Below are 26524 nucleotides of genomic sequence, written 5' to 3' on the forward strand. Positions count from 1 at the left end.
GGGGACGCTGCCAAAACGTCGACATGACACGATTGGGGGATACAATGGGATTATCATTCAGCGGCATCCTAGACATCGCGATCAGCCTGATTTTTCTGTATCTTTTGATCAGCTTGGTCTGCACCTCCCTATGTGAATCCATCGCCACGCTTCTCAAATTGAGAAGTCGTTCCCTCAGCGTTGGGGTTGCTAAAATCTTGGAGAACCCAGAGCTGATCGATAGGTTTTACGCGAATGGTCTCGTTAAAGGAGCGATTTCAGCGTCTCAATGGAAAAGCGCTCCAGTTGAAGGTGTTCCAACGAAATATGGACACTCGTCCTATATGGACAGCCGCAGTTTCTCGATGGCCCTTTTGGCTAGCCTCAATCCCGACAAGCCGGTACCGGGCGTGGCCGACATTGAGGAAAGCCTAAAATCAGCGAACCTGCCGAGCGCAATTAAGGACGTCTTGTCCGCCGCGCTGACTACGGGCGTGAAAGACATGACCGCGCTGCGAGACGAAGTCGCATCCTGGTTCGACAGTGCCATGGATCGGTTGAGCGGCGAGTACAAACGACAGCTCAAGTGGATTTCGTTTGGCGTCGGCCTGTTTATCGCCATCCTTCTGAATGTCGACAGCGTCGATGTAGCAACGAGGCTCTGGAAAGACCAAGCGCTTCGCCAACAGCTCGCCAGCGCGGCCGAGACCTACGTGAATGGTAAACAAGTCTCCTGCCCTGTCGGTGGTGGGCAAAAATCGGGGACAACGCCTGCGAAGAAAGACGCTGCTTCTACTCCTCCGAAGCAAGATTCCGGAAGTCAGACACCTGCTGCTAGCGATGCTGAGAGTGGCGGAACGAAGCCGGAGGACGTGGGGAACCAGGTGGTATCAGAGTTGAATTGCCAACTCCGTACAATGAATGATGCTTTGTCGGCCGCTCGCCCCTTCCCCATTGGTTGGACCACCACTACGCCTGTGGACGGCGACAAAGATACTTCTCGTAACTTCCCGGCAATCCTCCACGATATGCCGCTTATGTTCAGTAAGATTGTAGGTTGGCTCTTTACGGCCGTCGCACTGTCGTTGGGTGCACCGTTCTGGTTTGACACACTGTCGAAATTCATGAACGTCCGTGGTGCTGGAAAGAAACCAGAGAAAGTTCAGGTTAACTGACGGAACGAGTTGGGCTCGCAGCGGAGATTTGGCGTGAAGAAGTCTAAGTCGGTTATCTGTGGAATATCGAAATAGGTGGCAGAATGGATGTATCTTTAACGTCTATTGTCTCGTTAGCAGCAGGCATTATTGGCTCCGCAGTTGGCTTTGCGGGATATCAGGTCCGCAGAGCAGATCGACGGTACGTGATATACGATGAGCTGCGGCGCATCTTTGATGAGTCGCCCGAATATAGCCGAATCTTTAATGCCTTGGACCTCATCGATGACAAAGACGAGAAGAAACGAAATAAGGGGCGAGACCAGCTCTCCGAGATCAAACCAGAGGTTCGCCATGGGTTTCTTGCGTTTCTTGAGCGCATTGCGCTTATCTGGCGCTCAGGTTTAGTCAATATTCGAGTCTTAAACTACAACTTCGGATACTGGATCGTGCTTGCGTTCGATACCGACGAGATGTGGCCAAATGGAGAAGATCGGTCGCATCCTTATTACGCTTCGCTTAGCAATTTCGTCGATCAATTGCGTCGAGAGAAAGAAAAGCTGGAAGGCAATCCAGGAAGATACGCAAAATACGTGAAGGTGGGTGGCTTCAGAGATTTGCTTTGGAATCCATTTTCCTAATTTTCACTTTGATCAGAGGGGAAAATCGGTCACTGCAGCCCGGGTCGGGCTCACAAATACCAAATAATCCGAAACCATGGTCGGAGCGGCCCTGCCCTATTTTAAAGCAAGGTTGGTTGAGATATCGGTTCCCCAGAGTTCGTAACAATGGTCGAACCATACGACTCACGCGACGTCACCACGATCTGGTCGTTCGGAAGCGGCCGGGCAAGCGCCTTCGCCTCTTCCCATGGCGCATGCATCCATACATCGGTCTCCTCCTTGGTCAGCAGTAAGACCGGCATCGCCTTCTGATGGATTGGCTTCACAACGTCATTGGGATCGGTTGTCAGGAACCCGTAGAGATCGTCGGTCGTCAGTCCGTCCTTGACCTTTCTGACGCTTGTCCATTGAGGGACCCAGATTCCGGCGAAAAACATCAGTGACTTGTTTTCGTCGCGTGCAAACCACGCGTTAGGAGTGGCTCCCCCGTTTTTGCTGGCGGGGTCCGGTTCGGCAAAGCTCGTTACAGGCACGAGGCATCGATGCTCCACGCCGAACCACTGTATCCAATGTTTCAGGTGGAGCTTTCTAACGTTGGTGACGCCCGGGTCCAATGCCATACGGGTCAGCAGCTCCATGTCAACAGATTGTCCCTTCTTCCGCAAATGCTCTGCCTTGCTTTCGGCCGCCTCCTCAAGCACCCGACGTGGCGACGGGAGACCCCAACGAACGTGAGCAAGTTGCTTGCGACCGTGGGCCGTGTTGCGAACCACCGGACCCATTTGGTTTTTGTAGACCTGATAGGTTGGCATCAAATTGACTAGGCTCTCAGCGTCCTGAGCCCATTTAGCGACCCAATCCCGGTCTTCCATGCGGTAGAGATTGCACATTTGATGCCACCGTCTTTCACAATGTGGCCAGCCTACCCTACGGGTGAAGGGCTGGCCACAGTAACGATGTTCGCGTTCAAGCACCTGCGGCCAATCTATGGCCCGAACCAGCTGTTCCAGGATTGTCGTCGAAAGGAACATACAATCCTGCATCATCTGCCCATATTGCCTGCGCGAGTTCTTCTTCTTCCGCCGACATTTGATAGACAACCAGCTTCTCGATGATCGCGTCGACCTCAGCCAAAAGACGGAGCAGCTCGACGCTTTTCCCCATATGCCCTCCATCCCCAAACGTGTCGAAGCAATCGCCGCCAACATGTTGATAAAGGTCGACGATCCTCTTTGCTATCTTGGCAGGGACAACTGGGTCCGCGCCAAAATCGAGACCATCAATGACATCGCGAACTTTGCTTGCCAGACTGTCGGAACGTGCTTTCTCGCCACCCTTAGAAAACTCGTCGAAGCATTTCTGCCCGACGTGCTCGACAAAGGTAGCTACCGCCCTGATCTCGTCCGGAAGAATGCTCGGATCGTTCAAATACAAAATCGTAGGCATGCATAATCCTCCTTACTCGTGTGGATTTAGTGCGGTTGCCGTACGGATGTTCTTATTTTGTTCTATTTCTTCACAGAGTCAAGAGCGACGTTTTCTAAGGGCTGCCAGTGCCGCTTCAAGATCAGTATTGGCTGCAAACATCAGGGCGTGGTTGTCCGCCAATTCGATGATGGTGGTCAACACTTCGTCAGCCTGCCAACCAAGCGCGACCGCTCGATCTACAAAATTCGCAAATGTCGCCTCGGCTTCTTGCGAAGACTCTTGACCTCACTTAGTCCCTTCAAACGCGATCAATGCAAGACGGCCTGTAGATTCAGCAAATTTCCGCGCGACGGTAAAAATGTCAGGCGGGGGCTCCTCAATACCGTAGACAAAGTAGTTATTAAGATCGACGAAGAATTTTTCGTAATTAGAAATTCTCGAAATATCCAACATGAGAGCGTGGTCCCAATCCATTACCTCAATCGACATCGATCCTGTATTTGACTTGACAAAAATTATGGACATGCTGGGAGGATTTTTCTTAGTGATTTTTCCTATTGTCTTTAGTACCGCAGTGGAAAAATCGTAGTTATACCCCTTGGCGATAGCGCTGATCTCGTTCGAATTCTCAGAATCCCACCCACCCGCATTGAACCCTTGATAGATGTCATCGGATGAAAAATTAGTTGGATATACTAATACGGCAAGCTTGCTTCGTGGGACACCAAATGAATCGGAATTGAATTTCGGTAAGATCGACAAATACGCCTTCGCCAAATCTGCTTTGCGGCTTGCATCAACACCCCGATCACGAAGAAGAACAAATGCATACATGCCAAAACCTGAATATGATTTTTTATTGGGCCTCTTCGGCAGGAATGCTCGGCAGAGAGCTTCGATCTCAAGACCGTTAGCGGTCTGATAGTCCTTCAAATTAGTGCTTGGAAAATCCAGAAGCATACCGAAATTTCCGCCACCGCCAGAATACAGGTCATATAAATCGAAAGCGTATGCCGTGTTTCCTTCTGAGTCAGAGATGATACTCTGTACAGCGGAGTTGAACATTTTGTCATAATTACAAAATGTCGCCCTAAATTTTCCGTCCCCAGCTCGTGTGTAGGTCAAGCACTTTGTCTTCTCCTCCGGAGTGGATGGCGTATCCGTCATTTCCAACTGGCTAAAAGGGAATTTAAACCGTATCAAAGAAAGTTGTGCCAGATCAATATTGTGGACGCCGCCCTTCGGTATGTCGATTATCTTAAGCTGATCTGCGTTCGCGTGGTTGAGGGGCAAAAAAAGGCAGGCGATTACGAATGAAAGGAAAGCTTTGATCAATATTCGAGAAAGGCGGCAGGCAAGCCAAAGTGCAAGAAAAATTATTATTGCAAACCCAATAACTTCATATCTGCTAAGTGGCGCAGCAATGTAAATGTCGGCATATAACCATATAAGGACCAGAGATATCGTTGTCCCTATTAACGGGACAGTTTGCGCCCAGATAAACCCAGCTATTTTTTCGAGATACGGCTTCAATATATCCATGATGGCCCCCTCGGAATTAACATATCTCGCGCCACCGAAAATTATGACGGTGGCCAGCTCATTTCCCTCTGTATACTACCACAGGACTAGAAATAGTTTCTAACAAGATTTGACAATTAAAGTATCGAACCTATGCGAGTTCCGATCTGAGCGAGATTAGCAGAAATTTCTCGACTTCGTCCTCAATGTATCAATGGGTAAATCCGGTATGAAAATGTCCATTGGCTTGATTTCCACTTTCTGACCTTTTGAATCCGTTTTGTCAGCTTTGCCATGAGCGAATTCATCACCTCTCCCTGTCGGCAGCCTGAGTTTCAGGTCGCGATCCGCCAAGCCTGTCAGGTTTCCTGAAAGATCGAACAGCTGCTGGGCCACCAGGTGAACGACGTCACCTTCCCGCTGAATGCGGCCATTGATCGCCATCATCGAGGCTCCAAGCGCAATTCGTCTCGACCGCTCGAACAGCTTGGGCCAGATCACCACATTCGCAACGCCCGTCTCGTCTTCAATCGTCATGAAGATGACGCCCTTTGCGGAGCCCGGCCGCTGGCGCACCAGAACCAGCCCGGCCGCCATCAGCCAACGACCGTCGCGTGCTGACATCGCTTCCGTGCAGGTGACGATCCGCCGTTCAGCGAGTTCCCGCCGAAGAAAGCTGACGGGATGCTCACGAAGGGTCAGGCCGGTGTGCGAGTAGTCCAAGACGACGTTGTGGCCTTGTGTCATCTGTCGAAGATCGACCTCGGGTTCTTGTTGCTCAGCAATCGTCCTGGCTTCTCTTTCGGCTGCGGCAGCGAACAACGGTAGAGGCTCGTCTCGCAATGCCTTGATCGCCCAGAGCGCATCGCGACGTTCCAATCCAAGAGACGGTCGAAAGGCATCCGCCTCGGCCAGCTCCACCAGCGATGCAGCCGGAACGCCTGATCGCCGCCACATATCGTCAACGCTGTCGAACGGCTGATCGGCACGGGCAGCAACGATCCTGGCAGCGTCGCCGGTGGCGAGCCCGCGCACCATCCGCATACCCAGACGAACGGCATGTCGGTCGGACCCCTCGATGGGTTCCAGCGTGCAATCCCATCGCGACCGGTTGATGCATATTGGCCGGACTTCGACGCCATGTTCGCGGGCATCCCGGACGATCTGGGCAGGCGCGTAAAAGCCCATCGGTTGCGAGTTCAGCAGAGCCGCACAGAAGACGTCGGGGAAATGGCATTTGATATAGCTGGACGCATAAGCGATCAGCGCAAACGATGCGGCATGGCTTTCTGGGAAACCATAGGACCCGAAACCTTCGAGCTGGCCGAACGTCTTCTCGGCAAATTCGGGCGCGTAGCCGTTCCGGATCATCCCAGAGATAAGCTTGTCCTTGAAACGGCTTACGCCCCCTGTGAATTTGAACGTTGCCATGCTCTTTCGGAGCTGGTCCGCTTCTCCACCCGTAAACCCGGCACAGACCATGGCCACCTTCATGGCGCTTTCCTGAAACAACGGAACGCCAAGCGTTTTGCTGAGGACGGCCTCCAGTTCAGGCGTCGGGTATTCGACCTTCTCCTTCCCTTCCCGGCGACGAAGATAGGGATGGACCATATCACCCTGGATCGGCCCCGGCCGAACAATTGCGACCTGGATCACGAGGTCGTAGAAGGTTCGCGGCTTCAGTCGGGGCAGCATCGACATCTGCGCCCGACTTTCGATCTGGAAGGTGCCCAGCGTGTCGGCCTTCCGGATCATGGCATAGGTGGCCGGGTCTTCCTGATGGATCGTTGCCAGATCGAGGCAGATGTCTTTTTCTTCAGCAAGGAACGCGAAACTCTTGGCCATGCAGGTCAGCATGCCGAGCGCCAGCACGTCGACCTTCATCATCTTCAGAGCCTCGACATCATCCTTGTCCCACTCGATGACCTGGCGATCCACCATGGACGCCGGTTCGATTGGTACGAGGTCATCGAGCCGGTCATGGGTCAACACGAAACCGCCGGGATGTTGACCCAGATGACGAGGTGCGCCCATCAGCTGCTGCGCCAATTGAAGTGTCAGGGCAAGACGCCGATCATCCGGATTGAGGTTGAGGTCCCTGACCTGCTTTTCGCTGACCGCTTCCGACCATGCCCAGACACCAGATGACAGCGCCTTGATCAGGTCCTCGGGCAGGCCCAATGCCTTGCCGACGTCCCGGATCGCACCCTTGGTCCTATAGCGTGTGACCGTCGCGCAAAGTGCCGCCTTGTCGTGGCCATAGGTTCGGTAAATCCACTGGATGACCTCCTCGCGCCGCTCGTGCTCGAAATCCACGTCGATGTCCGGCGGTTCATCGCGTTCCTTGCTGACGAAACGCTCGAACAGGAGGTCATTGGTTTCCGGATCAATTGAGGTGATGCCAAGGACGAAACAGACCGCTGAGTTGGCGGCGGAACCACGCCCCTGGCATAGGATGCCCTGGCTGCGAGCAAACCGGACAATGGAAAAAACTGTCAAAAAATAGGGGGCGTAGCGCATCGTCTTGATGAGCCCAAGTTCGTGATTGATCGTCTTTTCGACGTGCTCGGGCAGCCCGTCCGGATAACGATTGGGGATGCATTCTCGGACATAGTGCTCCAGCGATTGCTGAGCATCCATTCCCGGCAGCAGGGTTTCCTCTGGGTATTGGTAGGTCAGCTCTTCCATGCTGAAGCAACAGCGCTCAACGATTTCCATCGTGCGGGAAAGCGCCTCGGGATAGCGGGCGAACAGACGCTCCATTTCTTCCGGTGGCTTCAGATACCTATCGGCGTGCCGTTCACGCTCGAAGCCGACGTCATCAATGGTCGTCTTCGTCCTTATGCAGGTGACGACATCCTGGAGTTGGCGGCGGCCGGGCTCGTGGAACAAGACGTCATTCGTGACGACCGCCTTCACCTTGTGCCGAACGGCCATGTTGGAAATATCATGCAGCCGCATCTGGTCGTTCGGTCTTCTGCGCAGGCAGAGCGAAACATAAGCACGGTCATCGAAAACTGCCGCCATTTTCCGAAGCTGGATCGCGCAGCTCTCATCCGGTAGATCGGGCACGAGGATGCCGATCAGGCCTTCGGAATAGCGGGCAACGTCATCAAGCGTCAGGATGCACTTGGCTTTGCCGCCCCGGGATTTGCCGAGCGTCAGCAACTGGGTCAGACGAGAGTAAGCAGCTCTGTCCGTCGGATATACGAGGATCGACATGCCATCATGCAGATCGAGGCGGCACCCGACGACCAGCCGCAGACCTGTGGCACGCGACGCTTCCACCGCCCGCACGATACCGGCCAGAGAGTTTCTATCGGCGACACCGATGGCATCGATGCCGAGCATCTTTGCTGTCGCGAATAGCTCGTCAGCACTGCTCGCGCCGCGCAGGAAGGAAAAATGCGTTGTGACCTGAAGTTCCGCGTACGTCATGCGAAAACCCCATGGATGAACCACCGATGCGATCCCGTGTCCGCGTCAACACCATCACCGGAGCGGAATATCCAGTAGCGTTCGCCGGTATCATCCTCGACGGTGAAATAGTCACGGACGGCTGCCCATTCGGATGTTCGCTGCCACCATTCTCCGAAGATGCGCTCAGGTCCGTCCGCCCGCTTCACACGCCGCCGCTTGCCACGCCAGGTAAACCAGACGGGCGGGTGGTCGGGAAGCAGAGCCATGACTTCGATCAGCTCCGGGCGATCCATCAAACGAACGGGTCGCGGCCAGATCATTGGCCAAGATTGGCCCTCCTCCTTGGCGACCGGTGAGACCCTCTGTATTGAGCGCTCCGGCACATCGCTGGCGACCGGTGCCATGCGATAGATGCGATAGGTTCCCCTGTTGCCGAGAACGTCGACGAATGCACCAACATCAACCGTGGTATCTTCCACGAGGCTGGATGCGATTTGCTTGTCATCCAGCGGTTCGACCAGGGTCGCAGCGAGACTGAGCTTCTCGATGCCGAAGCCTGGATCGATCCTTTCGATGCGATCATGAAGGAGCTTCGTCAGCCAAGCCACATCTCGTACTGGCTTTGCCGTCCCCGCCCTGAGTGCCTGGATCGTGTTGTCGACACGTTGCACAATCAAGTCGGCACGACGCACGCCCAGGCCTTTTGCCTGAAGTTCAAGACAGAGTTTTACGACAAGGCGAGCAATGTACTTTGCGATGGTCTCAGCCGCGCCAATCGGCTCAGCGAAGGCTCGATGGACTTCGACGATCTCAGGACAGCGGATCGGGTCAATGGGCTCGGCGACCCTGCCGAACATCTGGTCAAGACGACGGCCGATCTCAGGGCCGAAACGTAACGTCAGCGGCGCACGAGGCGTCACAGCCAGATCACCGACCGTTTTGAAGCCAAGGGTCCGCAGGCTCACTATGGTCTCAGCATTCAACCGCAGCGACGACAGAGGAAGTCGGGCAACGGCATCAGCCGTTTTCCCAATGGGAATGACCCTCGTCTCCGCCGTCATTGATCGAGCCAATCCGAATGCGGCTCCCCACGTGTCGGCGACGACAGCACGGGCCACCAGACCCCGGGCGCGAAACCGGTTCACGAGACCGGACAGCATCAGTTCTTCACCCCCTTGAAGATGATCGGCTCCTTCGGTGTCCATGACGATGCCATCCGGTGGATCAGCTGCTACGACCGGCGAGTATTGAGACAGCGCCCAGAGCGTCAGGCGTTCGAGGGCCGCAAGGTCAGCGACGGGATCGGCATCGACCATGTGGAGCCCTTGCACCAATGCCTGAGCCTTCGCAGCAGCCATGCCAACGTGCAGGCCGAGTTCGGCGGCGTTTGCATCGACCGCCGACAGCCAGCGTTTCGAGCCGCTCCTTGCGACAACGACGAGCGGCGTCTCAACCGGTATGGACGGATCGGCGCGTCTGATCCGATCCGTCGGCAGCGTCGGAAGAAATACTGATACGACCCTGACCATCACATGCACCTATTACGAAATCGGCACTCTCTCCTGCTTTCACCCTGATCAACTCCGCCAGCCATCGCGCCCGACCGATACCTGGCACCGGAAGCGGCTCCGACGGCAGAACGGAAATTCGCCATCGTGTTGCGGCCGCTGTCGGATGCCCGAAATCTCCGGCCTCGGTCTGCCGCCGCCATCGTCGGACAACGAGGCCAATGGTGCCGGAGCCTTCGGCGGCCAGCTGCAGACGGCGCGAAACGATCATTGGCAAACGGACTGTTTCGGCGACGACCGCACCAAGACCACCGAAACGGAGAGCTTCCTCGCAGGCTTCAACGACGTATTCTTCCTTGATCGCTTCGACGTAGATGACGCGATCCGGATGAAGGCCGACCTGGGCAAGTGCGGGTGCGAACAGGTCAGATCGGGCGAAGCACCAAACCACCTTTCCCTTCGTCCGAGCAGCGACCCCTCCTGCGAACGTGGCTGCGGCAGCCCCGTCAACAGCACCCGCCCCTCCTCCAGCAAACTCGTGGATCGCTCCATATGCCAGGCCGCCGCCGGGAAGCCGCTCGTCGATCTCGCGAACACCAAATGGCAGAACGGTTTTCGGACGGGCCACCCCGCCTTCGAGATGCTGGATGCGATCTCGAAGATCGGAAATAATCGCGCTCGCACCTGTCTGGGCCATTCGAAGCCTTCGTCAAAATCGGGTTTTCATCTCACTCGAAAGCGAGTATGTTCTGTATTTGTTCCCAATCCACATATGAGTCAATGTGCATGTAGTGGCGAGTGATCCGAGAACTGCAACCTGACCACATGTTGTCGAAGCCGAAGTGCGAATAGATTCAATTACCTGCAGCGAGACCGCCAACGTTCGTCAAAATGTCATCGATAAGAAAAAATACCTATGGCCGCTTATGTCAGAGAATGGGACCTCTTTCGACGCAAGCCTGCAAATCGGAGCGCCTTTTGGAACCACAGCAGAGGAATTGCGCATCGCTGCGATTGGATCGAGAATCCAGTTTGCCCAAAGCGAGCTTCAGACGGTCCAGGCCTACATCGACGTCATCCATGCAGGAAAGATCATGGTGACGCCTGACGACGGCAGCGAGTTGCCTGCTGACTCTCTCGTACATCTCGGGAGCGTCCTTTCAAACTACGAGCAGACGTTGTTCGACCAGATCGCGGAGCTTGAATATAAGCAAGAGATGCTGCTGTTCCCGCCAGACGAGGATAGCCGCGACGATGACGGCATCCCGGATAATGAAGACGCCTAATTGAACATGGACGATGTGATACGCGACAACGGAAACAGACAGCGCAAGATCATTCATGTCGACATGGATGCCTTTTACGCCTCCGTCGAACAACGCGATAATCCCGATCTTCGCGGCAAACCGGTTGCGGTTGGTGGTTCAGAAGCACGTGGCATCGTCGCAGCAGCAAGCTACGAGGCCCGAAAGTATGGCGTTCATTCGGCGATGCCGTCGGTCACGGCCAAACGCAAATGTCCCGACCTCATCTTCGTGAAGCCGCGTTTCGATGTCTACAAGGCGGTTTCGCTGCAAATCCGGCAGATATTTGCCGAGTACACACCGATAATCGAGCCGCTGTCGCTCGACGAGGCCTATCTCGACGTCAGCGAAAACCTCAAGGGAATGGAAATCGCGACGGAAATTGCTGCTGAGATCCGCGCGAAAATCAAAGCTACCACAGGACTCAATGCGTCGGCCGGAATCGCTTACAACAAGTTCCTGGCAAAAATGGCGAGCGATCTCAACAAGCCGAATGGACAGGCGGTGATCACTCCGAAGAACGGCCCCGCGTTCGTGGAAGCTCTCCCAGTCAAGAAGTTCCATGGTGTCGGTCCGGCAACAGCCGAGAAAATGCATCGGCTCGGCATCGAGACCGGAGCCGATCTCAAAGCCCGCAGCTTGGACTTCCTGATCGATCATTTCGGGAAGTCAGGACCCTATTTCTACGGCATAGCACGCGGCATCGATGACCGGCAGGTCAAGCCAAATCGCGTCAGGAAATCCGTCGGCGCGGAGGACACATTCATGGCCGATATTCATTCGTTCGACCCGGCCCGAGAAGGCATCCAACCGTTGATCGAAAAAGTCTGGGCCTATTGCGACGCCAACGAGACCAGCGCCAAAACGGTGACGCTGAAGGTGAAGTATGCTGATTTCACTCAAATCACGCGCAGCAAAACGATGGCGTTGCCGTTTGGATCGCTCGACGACTTGGAGGATGCGGTGAACTTGCTCCTGCAGGCGATCTTCCCGGTCAGCCGGGGGATTAGATTACTTGGTGTGACGCTGTCGTCGCTGGAGCGCAAAGTGGCTGAGAGCGAGCCACCACAGTTGCTGCTATTCAAGTAATTCTGGACCAACTTCGCCTTTGAACGCATGTTCCAAAGCTTCGAACAAACTCGATATCTCAGAGCTGTACCGGAGTGGTATCCTGAACGTCGTAGACCAATGTCGAGAAGCCAGATTTAAGTCGGTGATCCAGCAATGCCTTAATGATTTGGGCACATGTTTCGGGCGTTGCAACGATTTTCCCGTCGCCATCGAATTGAATAACCAGCCCGTATTCGGCTTGATTCTCTCTCAACCGCTGCATGAAATCAGCGTCGCGATAATGGCCTTTTTCTCGTATCGCACAGGCGCGTCTTAGCTGAATCTTGTTGTCTCCAACATATTCGACGAGTGGTGCGACGTCCACGAATGCGGCCAAGAATTCTTCTTCAGCCTGAAGTTCAACAAAGTCTTCTCGCTGAGTGCTTTTATAACGCAGCAATGACTCGAACGCGGCTTTGTTTCGAACCAGGATCGTGTCGCCAAATATGACGAAGTCAAACGTCTTGCTTAGCTCGAAGTGCGGCCTATCATCGATGGCCAGCTGTTGGTCCGCGAAATAAAGGTTCCTGAAAGACGCAGCTTTTTTCGTCTTCCAGCTGGGTTCTGTTTTGCGAACGGCAAAAGCGATCTGCTCATCGACTATGAATTTCGCGACGTAGAATTTCGAGTTCAACAGGTGATTGATCTGAGAAGCTTTTTTGCCATCCAACTCGGCAGCAACCTCGTCCAACAATAGGCCTGCGTGCGTCTCATCGGCGGGTATTTGAAGGGCGCTGGCTTCGTTGTTCTGGGCGAGTAGGCCATATTCGATCACCTCCTCTATCTTAGCGAGTTCGGCAACGAGAGATTCTTTCAATGCGGCATCGACCTCATCCGTTGTCTCCACCCATCGACCCGAAAAGTGGGGCGCTTCCGCCGCTGCTCCGGTAGGTCCCTTTATAGTCCACAGTGTTACCTGGGCAGTCGCCAGGTCAAGCGCTCTTAAGTCCTCTAGTGCTGGCATCAGTCACCGCCCTCTGATGTGGTCAATTTTATAATCCTGACATCTTGAATGGTCGCGACATTGCAGCGGTTTCCAGGCTGCAGGTTGTCTTTTGATAAGGCCCAAGATGAGATTTTTGTTTCGCTTTTGCCTGGATATGAAAGCGTTACCTCGTAGAGTCGCCATCCAAAAACAATGAGAAGCGGGTTGAGGATCAACTGCCCCGATCTGTAGGTGATGACAAACATCCAACCCAAGAAGATAAGTAACCCAACAAGTTTTCCCGTATCCTTATATTCAAGGCTCATGAACGAAACGACATACGGAAGCGTATAAGCCATCAGCTCGGCTGGAATGTACTTAGCCTCTTCGATGTCTACGGGTATTTTCGGTTTTACCGTCGCTAGAACCCCTAAAGAAAACAATAGGCAGATTAAGCAAACGGCGAAAATAATTAGGGAAAGCGCCCCATTTTGGAGAGGAACAACGCATTTCCCTGTGCCAGGAGGCCAACAAAACGGAGCCCACAACAAATCATAACGATAGTCTTGGGCAAGAAGGATCAAGCTCAGGGGAAAATATGAGCCAATAAATACAGTGAGTGATGCTACAAACCTGAATTGCAATTCTCGCGCCCGCCCTTTCTTGCAATATGCACGAGGCCGGTTGCAAATGCGAGGGATGACTACCTAAAATGAACAGCTTTTGACTGCAACACCCCTCATCTCGCGAAATAATACTTGCATTGATTCGGAACGAATCGCCTCTGGAACGATTGAGTCGCGACTCAGTGTTTCGGGGAGTAACGCGTCATGCCAAGTGGTCACCGCGCTCAGTGGAAGGGGTTCATCAAGTTTGGCGAAGTAAGCTGCGGTGTCGGCCTTTATACTGCTGCCAGCACATCCGAGCGGATCACGTTCAACACCATCGATAAAGCCACCGGCAACCGCGTGAACCGCGTGTTCGTCGACAGCGATACCGGCGACCCGGTGCCACGCGAAGCTCAGGTCAAGGGGTTCGAGATCGAGAACCACCAGTACATCATGATCGATCCCGAAGAAGTGACCGCCGTCATTCCGGAGAGCAACAAGACGCTGGAGATTGAAGCGTTCATCCCCTGCTCGGACGTGGACGACGTCTATTTCGACAAACCCTATTATCTCACCCCGACCGACAAGGTTTCCGAGGATGCCTTCACTGCTCTACGGGATGGCATGCGCAAATCGAAGGTCGCGGCGATTGCGAGAACGGTACTGTTCCGGCGCATGCGGACAGTGCTTATCCGCGCTCATGGGAAGGGGCTGATCGCGACCACCCTGAATTACGACTATGAGGTCCGGTCGAGTGCGAAAGCGTTCGAAGCGATGCCGAAGATCAAAATCGAGGGTGAAATGCTCGATCTCGCCAAGCATATCATTTCCACGAAGAAGGGCAGCTTCAATCCGGCCGAGTTCGACGACCGCTACGAGAGCGCTCTGGCGGAACTCGTCAAAGCGAAGATCGAGGGGCGCTCTCTGCCGCAGAAGAAGCCGGTCAAGGTATCGCAGCCTAACGAACTGCTGGCTGCGCTGCGTGAGAGCGCTGGCATGATGAAAGCGACCCAGAAGCCCAAGCGCACGGCCGCCAACGCTAATGCAGGCGCGAGCCGTGAGAAGGCCCGCCGTGCATCGCCGAAATCTCGGACTGCGTCAGCTGGGCACCGCAAAGCGAGCTGAGGAGATTAGTCATGGCACCGAGACCGTACTGGAAGGGCTATCTCAAGCTTTCGCTGGTCACCTGTCCAGTGGCGATGTCACCAGCCACCAGTGAAAGCGAGAAGGTTCGATTCCACACGCTGAACAAGGAGACGGGCAATCGCGTCGTCTCACAATACGTGGACTCGGTAACCGGCAAGCCGGTGAAGGATCAGAACGAGGCAAAAGGCTACGCTCGCGGTGAGAACGATTACATCATTCTGACCGACGACGATCTCGACGCAGTAGCGTTAGAAACCGTTCGAACCATCGATATCGAGAAGTTCGTTCCGAGAGACAGCATCGAATGGGTCTACTTTGAAAAGCCCCATTATCTGATGCCGGATGATCCGGTCGGCCACGAGGCCTTCGCCGTTATCCGCGATGCGATGGCGGCCGAGAAAGTCGTCGGCGTTTCCCGGTTGGTCATTGGCCGCCGCGAACGAGCCGTGATCCTCGAACCCCGTAGTGAAGGCATCGTTCTCTGGACTCTGCGGTTCGGCGATGAGGTTCGGCCGGAAGATAGCTACTTCGAAGACATCGACGAGGAAGCGGACCCGGACTTAATCCCGCTGGTGCAGCAACTCATTAAACAGCGCACGAAAAAGTGGTCTCCGGCCATGGTGACAGACCCGATCCAGGAAAGTCTGCTGAAGATCATCGCTGAGAAGAAAAAGGCGCTGATGCCCAGGACGAAATCAAAAGGCGCGAACAAGGGGACAAAGGAAGAGCCCTCTTCGAACGTCATCAACATCATGGACGCGCTGCGCAAGAGCATGGAGGCTGAGCTTCAGGGCCGGAAGCACACCAAGCGCTGAGATGGGCGGTCAGGGCAGTGCTGGTTCCTAAAATGTGGGATCATCGCCTCGGGATAATGATCCGAGCCGCTCTTGCGTCTCCCGACGCCAATCTTCTCTATCCTGCTTTAAAGCGAGCCCGAAGAGGAACTCGTCGAATCCATTTGGAAATTTCCGATGTATTTTGAGGTCACGATGACGAACTCCGGACTCATGAAACATCACCCAATCATACCCCATTGACCTAGCGAATTCGAAGACGTCCAAGATGTCCGCTCCATTAAACGGGTCCAGACTGGGCGAAAGATCAAAAAACTCGCACTTGCAGAACCAACCTTCGTACGCTCCGTACGGTCCTCCAGGAAAAGGCCAATAATAGGGATTGACCAACGCAAGGTAGCGAGCAGAGTCGATATCGAGATGATCGCTGCTCACAGAGAGGCAACCAAGCGGCAGGTCCATTATGCTTCCTTTCATCACCCTGATGTGGTGTGCGCTGACGAATCAGTGACAATAATTTCCGAAAAAGAGCGGTTGCTCGGTCTGCTCGCCTACGCTATTGGAGGGATGTTGTGTCCACGTAGCTCAGCAGGATAGAGCACAGGATTCCTATGAAATTGGGGGTTGCGCATGGAAACGGCGCAATCGATCTGCTCAAAGTCGGGGAACGCTTCGCTGGTCTTTCAGCATGCCAATCCCGAGCCAAGCTCCAGGGAAACCTGGTGAAGGTGTAGAGACTGGATGGGCAGCGCCTAAAGGTCCTCGGACCCATGGTGAAGGGACAGTCCAGACCACGAACGCTATGCGGCGGCGAAAGTCGAAGTGGTATGAATCCTGGGGTCGGAGGTTCGAATCCTCTCGTGGACACCATCAGCGCCCCGATGGCAGCGACACTTTGGACGGCGGGAAGCATGACCGCTGAAGGTGATGACATCATAGCGCTCGGATAGCTTCCAAGGTCTTTTTGTCCATGATAAGTCGGCCAGGCCTGACTACACGGCTCAGGCGTAGACCGCTCTCATCCTCTACCAGGAGACTGTCCGGGTCTTTCCAGCTGGCTACCCATTTGCGGATTGGCCCCATGCTGACAATCTGATTTTCAAATCCGTCAGCTGGCTGATTCCAGGAGGTTTTGGCATATAACGTGCCCTGTGGGACCATCTGTGCCGTTTCATGCCTGTGACGATCCAGCTCAACTTCGAGCCGCAACACTTTGGCACGTAAAATCGCGATTGTTGCTCCAGAGTCCGGACCTCCGTTTTTCGGAATATTGTCCGTCAGCGCTCGCTCCAGAAGCTCGTTTGCGAGCAGATGAATGATCTGGTAGTAAGCACCTCGCCAAACAGCAACCGTCTTACGATAGTAGTTTTTCAGCGTCTGACGGGCTGGAAACAAGGGATACATAAGCTTGCCCCGCTCCAATATATTGTCGTAGTTCGGTTCAAGCGGAGGCTTTTGCGTCACCAAAAACTCGCCTATCGACGCAATTTTCTCGACGTTGGCGCGAGACGTATCAGTTTTGGCTTCTTCGGACTTGACGACCGCAGATAGTTCCCCCGCCGTCTGCAAGACGGTGGCGATAGCTTTTTTCACACCATCCCGTTTCACGAGCGAACTCCCGACTGGCCTTTGGAAGCGCTTCGCGGCCCACTTATCAACGCCGGTTGTGAAAGGGTAGGAAGCGGCATCAATTCCAGGGCGTTGAAAATTTCTGCAAAACCGAGGCTTGCAGGCGTCACGGTCCCATCTTCTAGCGCAATCAGTTGTTGTCGGTCGATCTTGGACATGATCGCATTCGCGGTCCGAACGTAGTCGGCCTTCTTCTCTTCTGGTGTCCGCGCGTTCAGCGATATTGGACTATAACCCGCCTCGACCATCAGATTGTCGACAGCGTGTTTGAAGCTCGCCTCGGCTTCCGCATCGAACATGCCTGTGTAAAGTTCGGCCGTTCGAACTATCCTAGTTAGGTGTTCGAAGTCGGAGATTGGCACCCACTGATCAGGCAATGCTCCTTCTGTCCATTGGTCTAGCGCATTCTCAGGATGTACCAGCTTTCGGCCGCCTGACGTTCCATCACCCTCGGTATAGTCGCCCCGTTCCAAGACCCGAAGTTGCTCGATATAACGCTGCCCGTAGGCAATGCTCTTACTTATGGCGGTCTGTGCTCCGACGATATCGTTCAGATTTGCATTCAGGGAACGTATCTGCTGATCGCGATTAACACTGTCAGCCGATGCAAGATCGAGATGTGAAGGTTGCTCCAGTTGATGAAGCTTTGCCTCTAGCTCGATATACCTACGAGCGAGCACTAGGTTTCGCCGCATTTGAAGCTCGCCGTGGTCATAGAACGCTTCGATGTACGAGGGATCGGTCATCAGATGCCTGCAGAGGATGCAATTGCCCGTTTCTACGGACTCATAGACTGATCTATCCACCCCGTTCCTGATATCGCGCCGTATGCATTCACCGCCATCGTGGCAACGCTGCCCCATCCAGGGGCATATTCCCAGGTCGCGCTCTACCCACAGATTTTTGTCAGCCCGATACGCAGCCTGTACAGCATCTTCCGATCCACCGACCGTCCTCCGTCGGGCCTGCTCGAAGGACATCCTTTTGAGACTTTCGATCCCAATGTCTTGAGTGCCCGACCCATGCTTTGCTCGGAAGTCGGTCATCATGTCGGAGTAGTATGCAGGATCGTTTTTGTTGTACCTGGAAGTCATGAGCACAGTGGCATGGCCAACCAGAAGTCTGCTGACAACGGATATAGGGACGCCCGCTTCCAGCATCAGCGTAATGCCAGCTACTCTCATGCCGTGCGGCATGTAATCGCAAAGGATCGGTTTGCCTTGTTTGTTAACCGTGACGAAATAGAGGGCCAGCTCCGGCGAAACACGAGCGTTATACCGATTTTGCGTCTCCAGCATCCCGTCGAGCCAGAACTGTCGGAATACATGCTTGTTAACCGGCAGCCCACCTTTCTGACTATTTTTCGGCGGAAGCCGAAAAACCGGAAAGATGTCTGGAAATCGGTTGAGATAGTTTTTGTCATAGTGTTTAAGCTCGTCGCGGTATACCGCAGCCTTAATCGGCTGTGATAGCGGGACCCAGCGCTCTACCCATTCACACACTCTGGCCAACATATTGTGCGCCGTCTCGTTCTGCCACGGAACGACAAAAGGGCGGCCAGTTTTGTTTGTATTAAAGTAGAAACCAGTAATATTCGGATTCCTGGTTCTTCGAGCATAGCCACGGGGCTCCTTGGACCTGAGGGTGCGTTTCCAGTAGCCCGCATTGGATGACCAGTTCGCTTTCTCCCAACGCATTTTGCGCCCGTCGAAACGCGCGATATCTCCCTCTCCGGTGTCCATAGTAAGGAGTTGTATGAAGCGTTGAGGAATCTCAAAAGGAAAAAGGAACAGCGTGGGTAGAACTGGACAATAACGTTCAGCTCCTTCCAAGAAAAAGTGGCACATTTCGTGCCTGCCGGGCCACCCATTCTCTCCTTCCAGCAATATCTCCTGCCAAATCGCATAGAGCACAGGTGGAAGTGGATTTGACGAGGCCTCGCCTGAATCGTTGATCTGTCCGCTTTTGCTCAGTCCAACGGTATAATTCTTCAATTCCTGATCTGACACCAGCGGATATATCCGCTTCCCAGCGTCGATCAGACCGCTTACCTCTGCAACATATTCCGAGAACCGTTTGATGTCGGAGAATTCGGTCCGCGCACTCCCACTGAATTCCTTCTGCTTGTTTGTCTTCCTACTTCGCAGAATGAAATCGATGAAGCTGTTATCTCTCTTTGTTGAAAGGAACACTGCGGGATCGATCACTTCCTCGCAACTGAACTCAGAATTCAGATACATCAGCAATCGACCCATCGCGGGGTGCGGCGCTTTGGACCTCGGCGGTACAGACCTTCGCCAGTCGTCATAGAGATTTCTCCAACCTTTCAAATGCTCGGGCGGCATCGCGAAGAGGTTGATAGGAATCGAGCCAGTCCCATTTTTAAAAACACTGTCCCTTCGGTCTGCTCTGTAAAATTGTCTGAGTTCCTGGCTTTCAAACAGATGGCCCAGGACCCGAGCCATCTCTCGTAGAAACTTGCCGGGCCGGTCATAGGTGGTGCCCCAAAGGTCCAGCCGTTTAAAACTCCTCAGCTCGGGGACACTGAAACTCGTGAGGATCGCTAAGAAATCGCTGACCTTCAAATCTTTGGAAGATTTTGCGCCGCTCACCGACATCGCGATTGCTGCGATGAGCCTATGAAACACCGCCAGGTAATGTCTCTTGTTTGCATCGTCGACAAAACCACTCAGCTGGTCGCGAGGAATACCGTTCTCAGCGAAAAGCTTCATCAATGATTTTGCTAAAGGAAGGGATTCGATGCATATCTCCACCGTCCGCGAAGATACGACCTTTTCCGCCTTCCATCCGAAGGTCGCAATCGGCAGTCTGACCAGACCCTTACGGTTCATTTTGCATAGGAACCTGGTGTTATCTTCAATCATAGGAATGGAGGAACTGGATTGGCCCCTAGCGATCCTATGCCTCTCGAATTCCGGAAGACCCGTGATTTTTTCGTACGCGGCAGAGATGAAGTCGTCCAGTTCACAATCTTCGACCTCAAGATCGTTTCCAAGATTCAATTTTACGGCCACTAGGCAACCCCAGCAGAAACGGTGAAAAAGCGTCCAAGTTCGGCAAGCTTCTCGCGGTTGATCTTTGCGTGGTGCTCGAAGGCAGCGCTGGACTCGCCATCCGAACGCATAGTGTATCGTCGGGTGCTCAGAATTGATCGATGGTGCATGTCCTTTTGGATGTCCTGAGGCTTTATTCCGATCTCGTCGGACGTAACGCCAAAGCGATGCCTCATGCCGTGACGGGTGGTCCCATATTCCTTGCCGTATTTAAGACCTGGGTTATGAACAGCAAGGCGTTCGATGCCTCGCATCCAGCTATACCTCGCTGGCGAAAGCGTGAGCGGATCGCCGATAAACTCTTTACGTTTCTCGCAGGTGCTAACGAGCAGAAATGGATGGTCTGGAAGGCCATGCCGTCGCCGCTTTTCCATGATTTCGGGTCTAACCGACCCAAGGTAGTCACTAACAAGATCGGTGAGATACTCCTGAAAGCCGTCGATGGGCATCCATCGTATCGTTGCCCAGTGCTCGATGTTGAGACGCGGCTTCTTGAAACCAACCCTGAGGCGCTTGATTTCCCTAGTTCTGGGAGGGCGTTGATAGCGTTCCAGCAGAAGGCGTTCACGGCTCTTGCCGTCCTGGTCACGAAAGCTTTCGGGATGCCGAAGAAACGCAAGCGTGCGGCCGTTCACTACCTGAAGATCGTTGGTCCACATATGAAGGCTTTCGCTGCCTCGCCCGCCGCCGATAGATATCGCGGCGAAGAGGCGACCAGTCCAATCTGCCTGGTCGAGCAAACCGAAGGATTTCAGATTTCTATCAAAGCCAGTCATAATAAATGGAGCTACAAGCTCCTTGGGAAACGCATAGAGTGGCTCTAATGGGACCGAATCGAGTTCATCAATCATAGAGGCTGAGTCAGATTGGCGACCTGAAACCGGCCTATCGAAAATCGCCGTTCCGAGTGGTTCACGCTGGACGCCACTTGATTCGTGTCGAGAAAGATGCGCCAAAAAGCTGTAGCGCCTTTTCCGACGGTGCTCCGCCGCGATACGCCAAACGTTGAGACTTGCCCCTTCGAAGAACGGAAGCGCTGCTGCTAGCTCATGAGTTCGATCAATCTCGGTGAAATGATCGAAGATTTTGTCGAGCCAGGTGCCCATTCCCTTCAAGACGTCGACGGAGCAAATTGGTGGCCACATCAGCCCTGTTGCGTCCGTCAAATTGGCGTTGAGGGTCCCGTAACGCAGCGCATTACAGAACTCATCGAGGATCACCCTTCTATTGGGGCTCACCTCGCCATCGAACCGCCGTCGATAATGATCTTCAGTCTGCAGGAAGTAGTCATAGAGCAAGCCCAGACCACGAACTGGCTTCCAATGTGTCGTAATCGAAAAACCTGAATGAGCGTGTATGAAATCGACCAAGGGCTCGAAACGCCGCGTCTCACCATGACTGGCGGTCCTTTCACCTTTCTTGTAAAGGTATAGTACCGGAACATCTCCACCATAGTTCGGATGGTATTCAATCCGTGTAAAATGGTGCATCGGCATATGTTCTAGAGATTCTGGACCCGCCCTCATGATCGATCTCCGCATCGATGATCGGGTAAACGGCAGGCATCGAAGATGCACCGAGTACAATAACCCGGACTCCCTGACGTCGCCGGTGGCCTTTTGCACCATCCAATGCCAATGGCGACTTCAGGCTTTTCATTTATCCATCCAGCGAGTGCATTGATCACGCTATCGGCCACTTGATGGCGGACAAACCATTCCCGCCAGGAATCAAGGTGCAACTCCGAACTACCTGGTATTTCACGCACCCTGTGCACTTCGGGCCAGCAGAGAAACTGCTTGAGCAGATTCGATTTTCGGTAGGATACGGAGAGATGTCTTGCGCGATCAGTGTCTCCTTTGAGCGACCACGCGCTGAGCATGGGCGGCACGCCCCGCTTCTTGGTATTCATGCTAACGACTCCAAAAATTGCGTACATTCCTCCGCCCGCCCCGGATGAGATCATCAGGGTAACTGCTAGTCCGGAGGCCTGGACGCAAAAAATCAATCCCGCTTGGTCCACCATCGAGAGGACGATGACGAACCACGCTCGTTCCACAGTTGAGTGAATTTGGAGATTATGGTAGCTATGGAGGCATATCGGTTTTCCCCGAAGCAGTGGATGACGGATATCGGGCGGTTTGCGTTCCAGCGCAGCCGCCCAATTTTTTTGAACCAGCTTGGGTCATCCAAATCGATTCGACCCGAACGCTAGTACATCATTGCCCTAACGACAACCACCGAGTTCCTTTTCTTACGGCGTCTGGGATGCTGGAAACGATTTCCCTTGGTAAAGAGAAATGTCAACATTTACCGGCATTTGGAGTTTTCGGGGATATTATTTTGGGATTTCCTTGCGAAACGCTTCCTAAGCTGATTGGCGTTTGCTAAAACGCTGATCGAGGGGTTCGCCCTGACGTGAAAAATACAGAATTGAGAGGAAGTTACGAACCAGAGATAGATTTTGTCACGGGACTATTTTGACACGGCTGATCGCGCTCAAGAACGCGAAAACTTCAGTCTGCGATATATTATTGCCGAAAATAGCGTTATAATCTCATTAAATGCCATGATTCGTGTGACGGATGGAGCCTTTGGTAACTGAACCAGCGATTGACGAATCGGACAGTCGGGAGCTTGTATCGGCCGTCAAATCGATTAGAGCCGACATCAAAAAAACTCGCATCGTCATCGCCCAGTTGACGGAAGAAGCTGCCCGGAAAGAGCAGATAGTTCGTTCCCTTGAAGAGATGATTCGCGGAAAAGGTGGCTCCCCAAGGACAATCAACCGTCGATCTCAGAAAAAGGAACCGGGCTATCGCAGGGTGGCTAGACTGGCTCGCGAGCAGATGATCAAGGAAGGTAGACCACTTGATCGCTATGAGGCCCTCTCGAAGATCACCGAAGCGGGTTTCGCGCCGGATGTCAGCAATCCGCTTCATTTTGTGGCCAAGACGCTCTGGGCGAGTGACGAGTTCATACCCACCAACAAGGGCTACTGGCCCAGCGATCTACCATTGCCTGAAGGTGTCATACCTTCTGACCGGCGGCGAGCCGACTAACCATTGCTCCTGCCCTGACTCGTTCCCCCGTGACCAAGATTTATACAAATACGGAATCCGCCTTTGGCGGATGCTTCGTTTGTCGGCCACTCCTGGCTGACCCCGTAAAGGCCCGCTCCTTCGTCGCTTAAAGCCTTGACTGGGCCATCCAGTCGTAGCGTTGGCTTGGGAACAGCAAGGCCAAGTATGGCCATGCTGTCCATTTGACGACTGGTGGAAGAACCGGTACGTTTTGGTACTATCTACTCTCCTTATAAAAGAGCATCAGATTCCTAATCTGAGGGTCACGCGTTCGAATCGCGTCGGGATCACCATTCTCTCACGGATATCTAGGTCGCCACCGCATGGCGCGTTTTGCGCCAACACCGAAAACACATGCGGAACTTCGGGATTCTCTCCGCGTTTAGCGACAAAACGGGAGTATCCGCCATGCGTATTCGAATAATTCTGCTTGCGATCGGCTTCGTCGTCAGCGGCCTGCTGTTGGTAATCGCCCATCAACCGCAAGGCCCCGTTACCACACCGAAGACCGATCGGCTTGTCGGCGAGAAAGCCCCCGCCGGTTTTCTGCCGGAACGCTTTGCCGGCTGATCCGCTGAGCGACGGCTTGCGCGCCACGACGTTGAAATATTCTTCGTCTGCCGGCGTCTCGCCGCCGACCATTAATGTCGAACGTCAACCATCGAGCCAGTGAGCAAAATACGGTTTCGCACTGTATGAACGCCTTCGACTGTTCTTGCGATGACTGTTGCCCGTTCGATTTCGTCGACCGTACCGACGCTGCCGCTCAGAACGATCTCGTCGCCTTCGGCCGTCACCTCGACATCGGATGCGTCAATGCCGCCGGCAACCGCCAGCGCATTGGCGACCGCAGCTTCCAGTGTTGCGCGATTGGCATATTCAGCCTCCGCTTCGGGCTGATGGCCGTGAAATGTCGGTTCCTTGAAGACCATCGTTCTGTCCTCCTTGGTGGTGAAGAAGAAGAAACGCGGTCGACAGGGCTTTGGTTTCGCCTACCAGCGAAGCTGATAGTTCAAATTGACATTTCCCGCCCGCCCCGTCGAAAGCGGATCGGACACAGACGCGCTCAATCCGAGGCTGGGCAAGATGTTCTGACTGACGGCGACGGTGCTGGAAAAGTCGCCGCTGACATCACTGATGCTGCTGCCGGCCGAAATCGATGTGCCAGTCCACGGATAGATCAGTTTGACCGCCTGCGAAGCCGACACCGTCGCTTGACGCGCATCGACAGCGTTGTAACCGAGGCTTACCGCACGGGTCGTCTGCATGTCGAGCGAATCCGAGAGTATCCAACTGCGCGAACGGCTGAGCATCAACGCGCCGCTGCCACGCAAAGTATCGACCTGCAACGTCACATCCTGTTGCGCACGGCTGGCCGGCGTAACACTCACCTTCTGCAGCTTGCCCCAAAGCATCGCCTGGCCGGAAGCCGGCAGCGGTGCCCCGCTCTTGTTGGAGGCAAGCGCGAAATCCGCACCGGCGCTCGTTTCCCATTCCATCGGCAAACGGAACCCGACCGTCGTCTTATAGGAACGGTTGGACACCTTCACCGGCGACCAGATCACCAGGTCATCCGCAAATACCGAATTGGCCAGCGGCAGAAGGGCAAAAACAAAGCATACAATCTTTATTTTCGTCATAGTATCGCATCGTTTTGAACTTGCACGCCGATCGCGCAACCATGGGCACAGAGCGGACGTGGAAGCGCTCGCGTCGAACGCAATGAAGGATGGCGCAAACACGCAATCCCGGTTCAGTCTTCGATTTTTGTTTGGCTGTCGGCCAGTGGCATAAATTTGCCGGTTGCTCGTCGGACGCATTGGCGCCCAGCGGATTTGCCTTTCGGCCGTAACCGACCGCAGCAAATGATCATCCTCGTGAGGACGGTTGTCAGCATCACATCATGGCGGAGTTAAGTAAACCCCTCTGGAGTTGAAATTTGCTGCACCGCACACTTGCTGCCTCCCACGATCCCCTGTAGAGCCGAGGGCAAATATGCAATTTCTTGCGAAATCGACCATGACGGGCAAAATCGCGCCTCGGCGCCTCAGCATCTTCGGTTCGACAGGCTCGATCGGCCAAAATACGCTTGATGTCATCGATCATCTGGGCGGCCGGGACAATTTCGAAATTTCCGTCCTGACCGGCAACGGCAATGTGGAATTGCTGGCGCAGCAAGCGAAATCGTCAGGTGCGCATCTGGCCGTCATTGCCAATGACCAGCATTACGAATCGCTGAAGAGCGAGCTTTCCGGCAGTGGCATCGCGGTCGCCGCCGGAAAGTCCGGGCTGATGGAGGCCGCAGACCGCGAGGCGGACTGGGTGATGGCAGCCATCGTCGGCACGGCCGGCCTTGCACCCACACTTGCAGCGGCACGCCGCGGCGCCGATATCGCACTTGCCAACAAGGAATGTCTGGTCGCGGCCGGCGATCTTTTCATCGAGTCGGTGAAAAACGGTGGCGGCAAGCTGTTGCCCGTCGACAGCGAACATAATGCGATCTTCCAGGTGCTGGAGGAAAACCAACGCCATGCCGTGGAGCGCATCATCCTGACGGCATCGGGCGGTCCCTTCCGTACATCCTCGCTGGAGCAGATGGCCAACGTCACGGTAGAGACCGCACGCGCCCATCCGAGATGGTCTATGGGTCTGAAGATCTCCATCGACAGTGCGTCGCTGTTCAACAAGGCACTGGAGATGATCGAGGCGAAGCACCTTTTCGGCCTGCGCCCCGACCAGGTGGAGGTGATCGTTCATCCGCAGTCGGTCATCCATTCGATGGTCGGCTATACGGATGGCTCGGTGCTGGCACAGCTCGGCGCGCCGGATATGCGCACCGCAATCGGCTACGCCCTTTCCCATCCGCGCCGGGCGAACCTACCGATCGAGCGGCTGGATTTCGCCAAGCTCGCGCGGCTGGATTTCGAGGCTCCGGATGAAAAGCGTTTCCCTGCCCTGCGGCTTGCCCGACTGGCAATGACGCGCGGCGGCGTCCAGGGCGCGGTTCTGAACGGCGCCAAGGAAGTTGCACTCGAAGCCTTCATCGAGGGCCGCCTGCCCTTCCTCGCCATGGCCGAGATCACCGAAAAAGTCATGGACGATCTCATCGATCTGCCGGCAGCTGCGACGATGGACGATGTCTTCGCCGCAGACAAAGAAGCCCGGCAGCGGGCTGCCGGGCTCATCCGATAAAGAAATTTTCCTGAAAAATCAGGCGA

Annotated in this window: 22 protein-coding genes and 1 tRNA gene; 10 read left to right on the plus strand and 13 right to left on the minus strand. The window is 54.4% G+C overall.

Features of this window, described 5'->3' with window-relative positions; genetic code table 11:
* Positions 1-44 precede the first annotated feature (44 nt).
* Both FHT87_RS28875 and FHT87_RS28880 read left to right on the plus strand, forming a co-directional pair.
* A complete protein-coding gene (locus tag FHT87_RS28875; RefSeq protein WP_183806088.1) occupies positions 45-1154 on the plus strand; it encodes a hypothetical protein in 1110 nt (369 codons plus the stop codon).
* A gap of 83 nt (positions 1155-1237) precedes the next feature.
* The gene (locus FHT87_RS28880; protein WP_183806089.1) at positions 1238-1774 is read left to right on the plus strand and encodes a hypothetical protein; all 537 of its coding nucleotides are present in this window, start codon (positions 1238-1240) and stop codon (positions 1772-1774) included.
* A 101-nt stretch (positions 1775-1875) separates the two neighbouring features.
* Here the strand turns inward: FHT87_RS28880 and FHT87_RS28885 are convergent, their stop codons facing one another.
* The 6 genes from FHT87_RS28885 to FHT87_RS31325 form a co-directional block, all read right to left on the minus strand.
* Positions 1876-2646: an SOS response-associated peptidase gene (locus FHT87_RS28885; protein ID WP_183806091.1), complete on the minus strand. Its 771-nt coding sequence runs from the start codon at positions 2644-2646 to the stop codon at positions 1876-1878.
* A gap of 76 nt (positions 2647-2722) precedes the next feature.
* Positions 2723-3202 (minus strand): hypothetical protein, encoded by a 480-nt coding sequence (locus FHT87_RS28890; RefSeq protein WP_183806093.1) that lies wholly within the window; start codon positions 3200-3202, stop codon positions 2723-2725.
* Positions 3203-3469: 267 nt separating this feature from the next.
* Complete coding sequence (locus FHT87_RS28895; protein ID WP_183806095.1) at positions 3470-4726, minus strand: hypothetical protein; 1257 nt, start codon at positions 4724-4726, stop codon at positions 3470-3472.
* Between the two features lie 156 nt (positions 4727-4882).
* Positions 4883-8143 carry an error-prone DNA polymerase gene (locus FHT87_RS28900; RefSeq protein WP_183806097.1) on the minus strand — a complete coding sequence of 1087 codons (3261 nt, stop codon included), beginning with the start codon at positions 8141-8143 and terminating at the stop codon, positions 4883-4885.
* Complete coding sequence (locus FHT87_RS28905) at positions 8140-9654, minus strand: DNA polymerase Y family protein (protein WP_183806140.1); 1515 nt, start codon at positions 9652-9654, stop codon at positions 8140-8142. The genes FHT87_RS28900 and FHT87_RS28905 overlap by 4 nt, the downstream gene beginning before the upstream one ends.
* Positions 9575-10330: an ImuA family protein gene (locus tag FHT87_RS31325; RefSeq protein ID WP_246699684.1), complete on the minus strand. Its 756-nt coding sequence runs from the start codon at positions 10328-10330 to the stop codon at positions 9575-9577. The genes FHT87_RS28905 and FHT87_RS31325 overlap by 80 nt, the downstream gene beginning before the upstream one ends.
* 145 nt (positions 10331-10475) lie before the next feature.
* Between FHT87_RS31325 and FHT87_RS28915 the strand changes: the two genes are divergently transcribed.
* Both FHT87_RS28915 and dinB read left to right on the plus strand, forming a co-directional pair.
* Positions 10476-10919, plus strand: coding sequence for a hypothetical protein (locus FHT87_RS28915; protein ID WP_348649394.1), 444 nt, complete (start codon positions 10476-10478; stop codon positions 10917-10919).
* A 15-nt stretch (positions 10920-10934) separates the two neighbouring features.
* On the plus strand, positions 10935-12026 hold the full coding sequence (dinB, locus tag FHT87_RS28920; protein WP_183806149.1) for a DNA polymerase IV: 1092 nt from the start codon (positions 10935-10937) through the stop codon (positions 12024-12026).
* A 58-nt stretch (positions 12027-12084) separates the two neighbouring features.
* On the opposite strand, the gene FHT87_RS28925 is transcribed toward dinB, so the two are convergent.
* Together FHT87_RS28925 and FHT87_RS28930 are read right to left on the minus strand one after the other, a co-directional pair.
* The gene (locus FHT87_RS28925; protein WP_183806101.1) at positions 12085-13011 is read right to left on the minus strand and encodes a Kiwa anti-phage protein KwaB-like domain-containing protein; all 927 of its coding nucleotides are present in this window, start codon (positions 13009-13011) and stop codon (positions 12085-12087) included.
* Positions 13011-13616, minus strand: coding sequence for a hypothetical protein (locus FHT87_RS28930; RefSeq protein WP_183806103.1), 606 nt, complete (start codon positions 13614-13616; stop codon positions 13011-13013). The genes FHT87_RS28925 and FHT87_RS28930 overlap by 1 nt, the downstream gene beginning before the upstream one ends.
* A gap of 186 nt (positions 13617-13802) precedes the next feature.
* On the opposite strand from FHT87_RS28930, the gene FHT87_RS28935 reads away from it, so the two are divergent.
* Both FHT87_RS28935 and FHT87_RS28940 read left to right on the plus strand, forming a co-directional pair.
* Positions 13803-14705 carry a Ku protein gene (locus FHT87_RS28935; protein WP_183806105.1) on the plus strand — a complete coding sequence of 301 codons (903 nt, stop codon included), beginning with the start codon at positions 13803-13805 and terminating at the stop codon, positions 14703-14705.
* Positions 14706-14716: 11 nt separating this feature from the next.
* Complete coding sequence (locus tag FHT87_RS28940) at positions 14717-15541, plus strand: Ku protein (RefSeq protein ID WP_183806107.1); 825 nt, start codon at positions 14717-14719, stop codon at positions 15539-15541.
* A gap of 912 nt (positions 15542-16453) precedes the next feature.
* Here the strand turns inward: FHT87_RS28940 and FHT87_RS28945 are convergent.
* The 3 genes from FHT87_RS28945 to FHT87_RS28955 all read right to left on the minus strand — a co-directional run bounded on the left by FHT87_RS28945 (position 16454) and on the right by FHT87_RS28955 (position 21749).
* Positions 16454-17128, minus strand: coding sequence for a hypothetical protein (locus FHT87_RS28945; protein WP_183806109.1), 675 nt, complete (start codon positions 17126-17128; stop codon positions 16454-16456).
* Positions 17125-20001, minus strand: coding sequence for a VPA1269 family protein (locus FHT87_RS28950; protein ID WP_183806110.1), 2877 nt, complete (start codon positions 19999-20001; stop codon positions 17125-17127). Before FHT87_RS28950 ends, FHT87_RS28945 begins: the two co-directional genes overlap by 4 nt.
* Before the next feature lie 182 nt (positions 20002-20183).
* Complete coding sequence (locus FHT87_RS28955; protein ID WP_183806112.1) at positions 20184-21749, minus strand: site-specific integrase; 1566 nt, start codon at positions 21747-21749, stop codon at positions 20184-20186.
* A 1068-nt stretch (positions 21750-22817) separates the two neighbouring features.
* On the opposite strand from FHT87_RS28955, the gene FHT87_RS28960 reads away from it, so the two are divergent.
* The 3 genes from FHT87_RS28960 (at position 22818) to FHT87_RS28970 (ending at position 23876) form a co-directional block, all read left to right on the plus strand.
* A complete protein-coding gene (locus FHT87_RS28960; RefSeq protein ID WP_183806113.1) occupies positions 22818-23285 on the plus strand; it encodes a hypothetical protein in 468 nt (155 codons plus the stop codon).
* A gap of 216 nt (positions 23286-23501) precedes the next feature.
* Positions 23502-23599 (plus strand) — tRNA-Arg (locus tag FHT87_RS28965).
* Between the two features lie 115 nt (positions 23600-23714).
* Entirely contained in the window at positions 23715-23876 is a 162-nt protein-coding gene (locus FHT87_RS28970) for a hypothetical protein (protein WP_183806115.1), read from the plus strand.
* Positions 23877-23947: 71 nt separating this feature from the next.
* On the opposite strand, the gene FHT87_RS28975 is transcribed toward FHT87_RS28970, so the two are convergent.
* A complete protein-coding gene (locus tag FHT87_RS28975) occupies positions 23948-24238 on the minus strand; it encodes a BON domain-containing protein (RefSeq protein WP_183806117.1) in 291 nt (96 codons plus the stop codon).
* Positions 24239-24298: 60 nt separating this feature from the next.
* On the minus strand, positions 24299-24946 hold the full coding sequence (locus FHT87_RS28980; protein WP_183806151.1) for a hypothetical protein: 648 nt from the start codon (positions 24944-24946) through the stop codon (positions 24299-24301).
* Between the two features lie 379 nt (positions 24947-25325).
* On the opposite strand from FHT87_RS28980, the gene dxr reads away from it, so the two are divergent.
* The gene (gene dxr, locus FHT87_RS28985; RefSeq protein WP_183806119.1) at positions 25326-26498 is read left to right on the plus strand and encodes a 1-deoxy-D-xylulose-5-phosphate reductoisomerase; all 1173 of its coding nucleotides are present in this window, start codon (positions 25326-25328) and stop codon (positions 26496-26498) included.
* Positions 26499-26524: the final 26 nt, after the last annotated feature.

The organism is Rhizobium sp. BK316, from assembly GCF_014193695.1.
GTDB lineage: Bacteria > Pseudomonadota > Alphaproteobacteria > Rhizobiales > Rhizobiaceae > Rhizobium.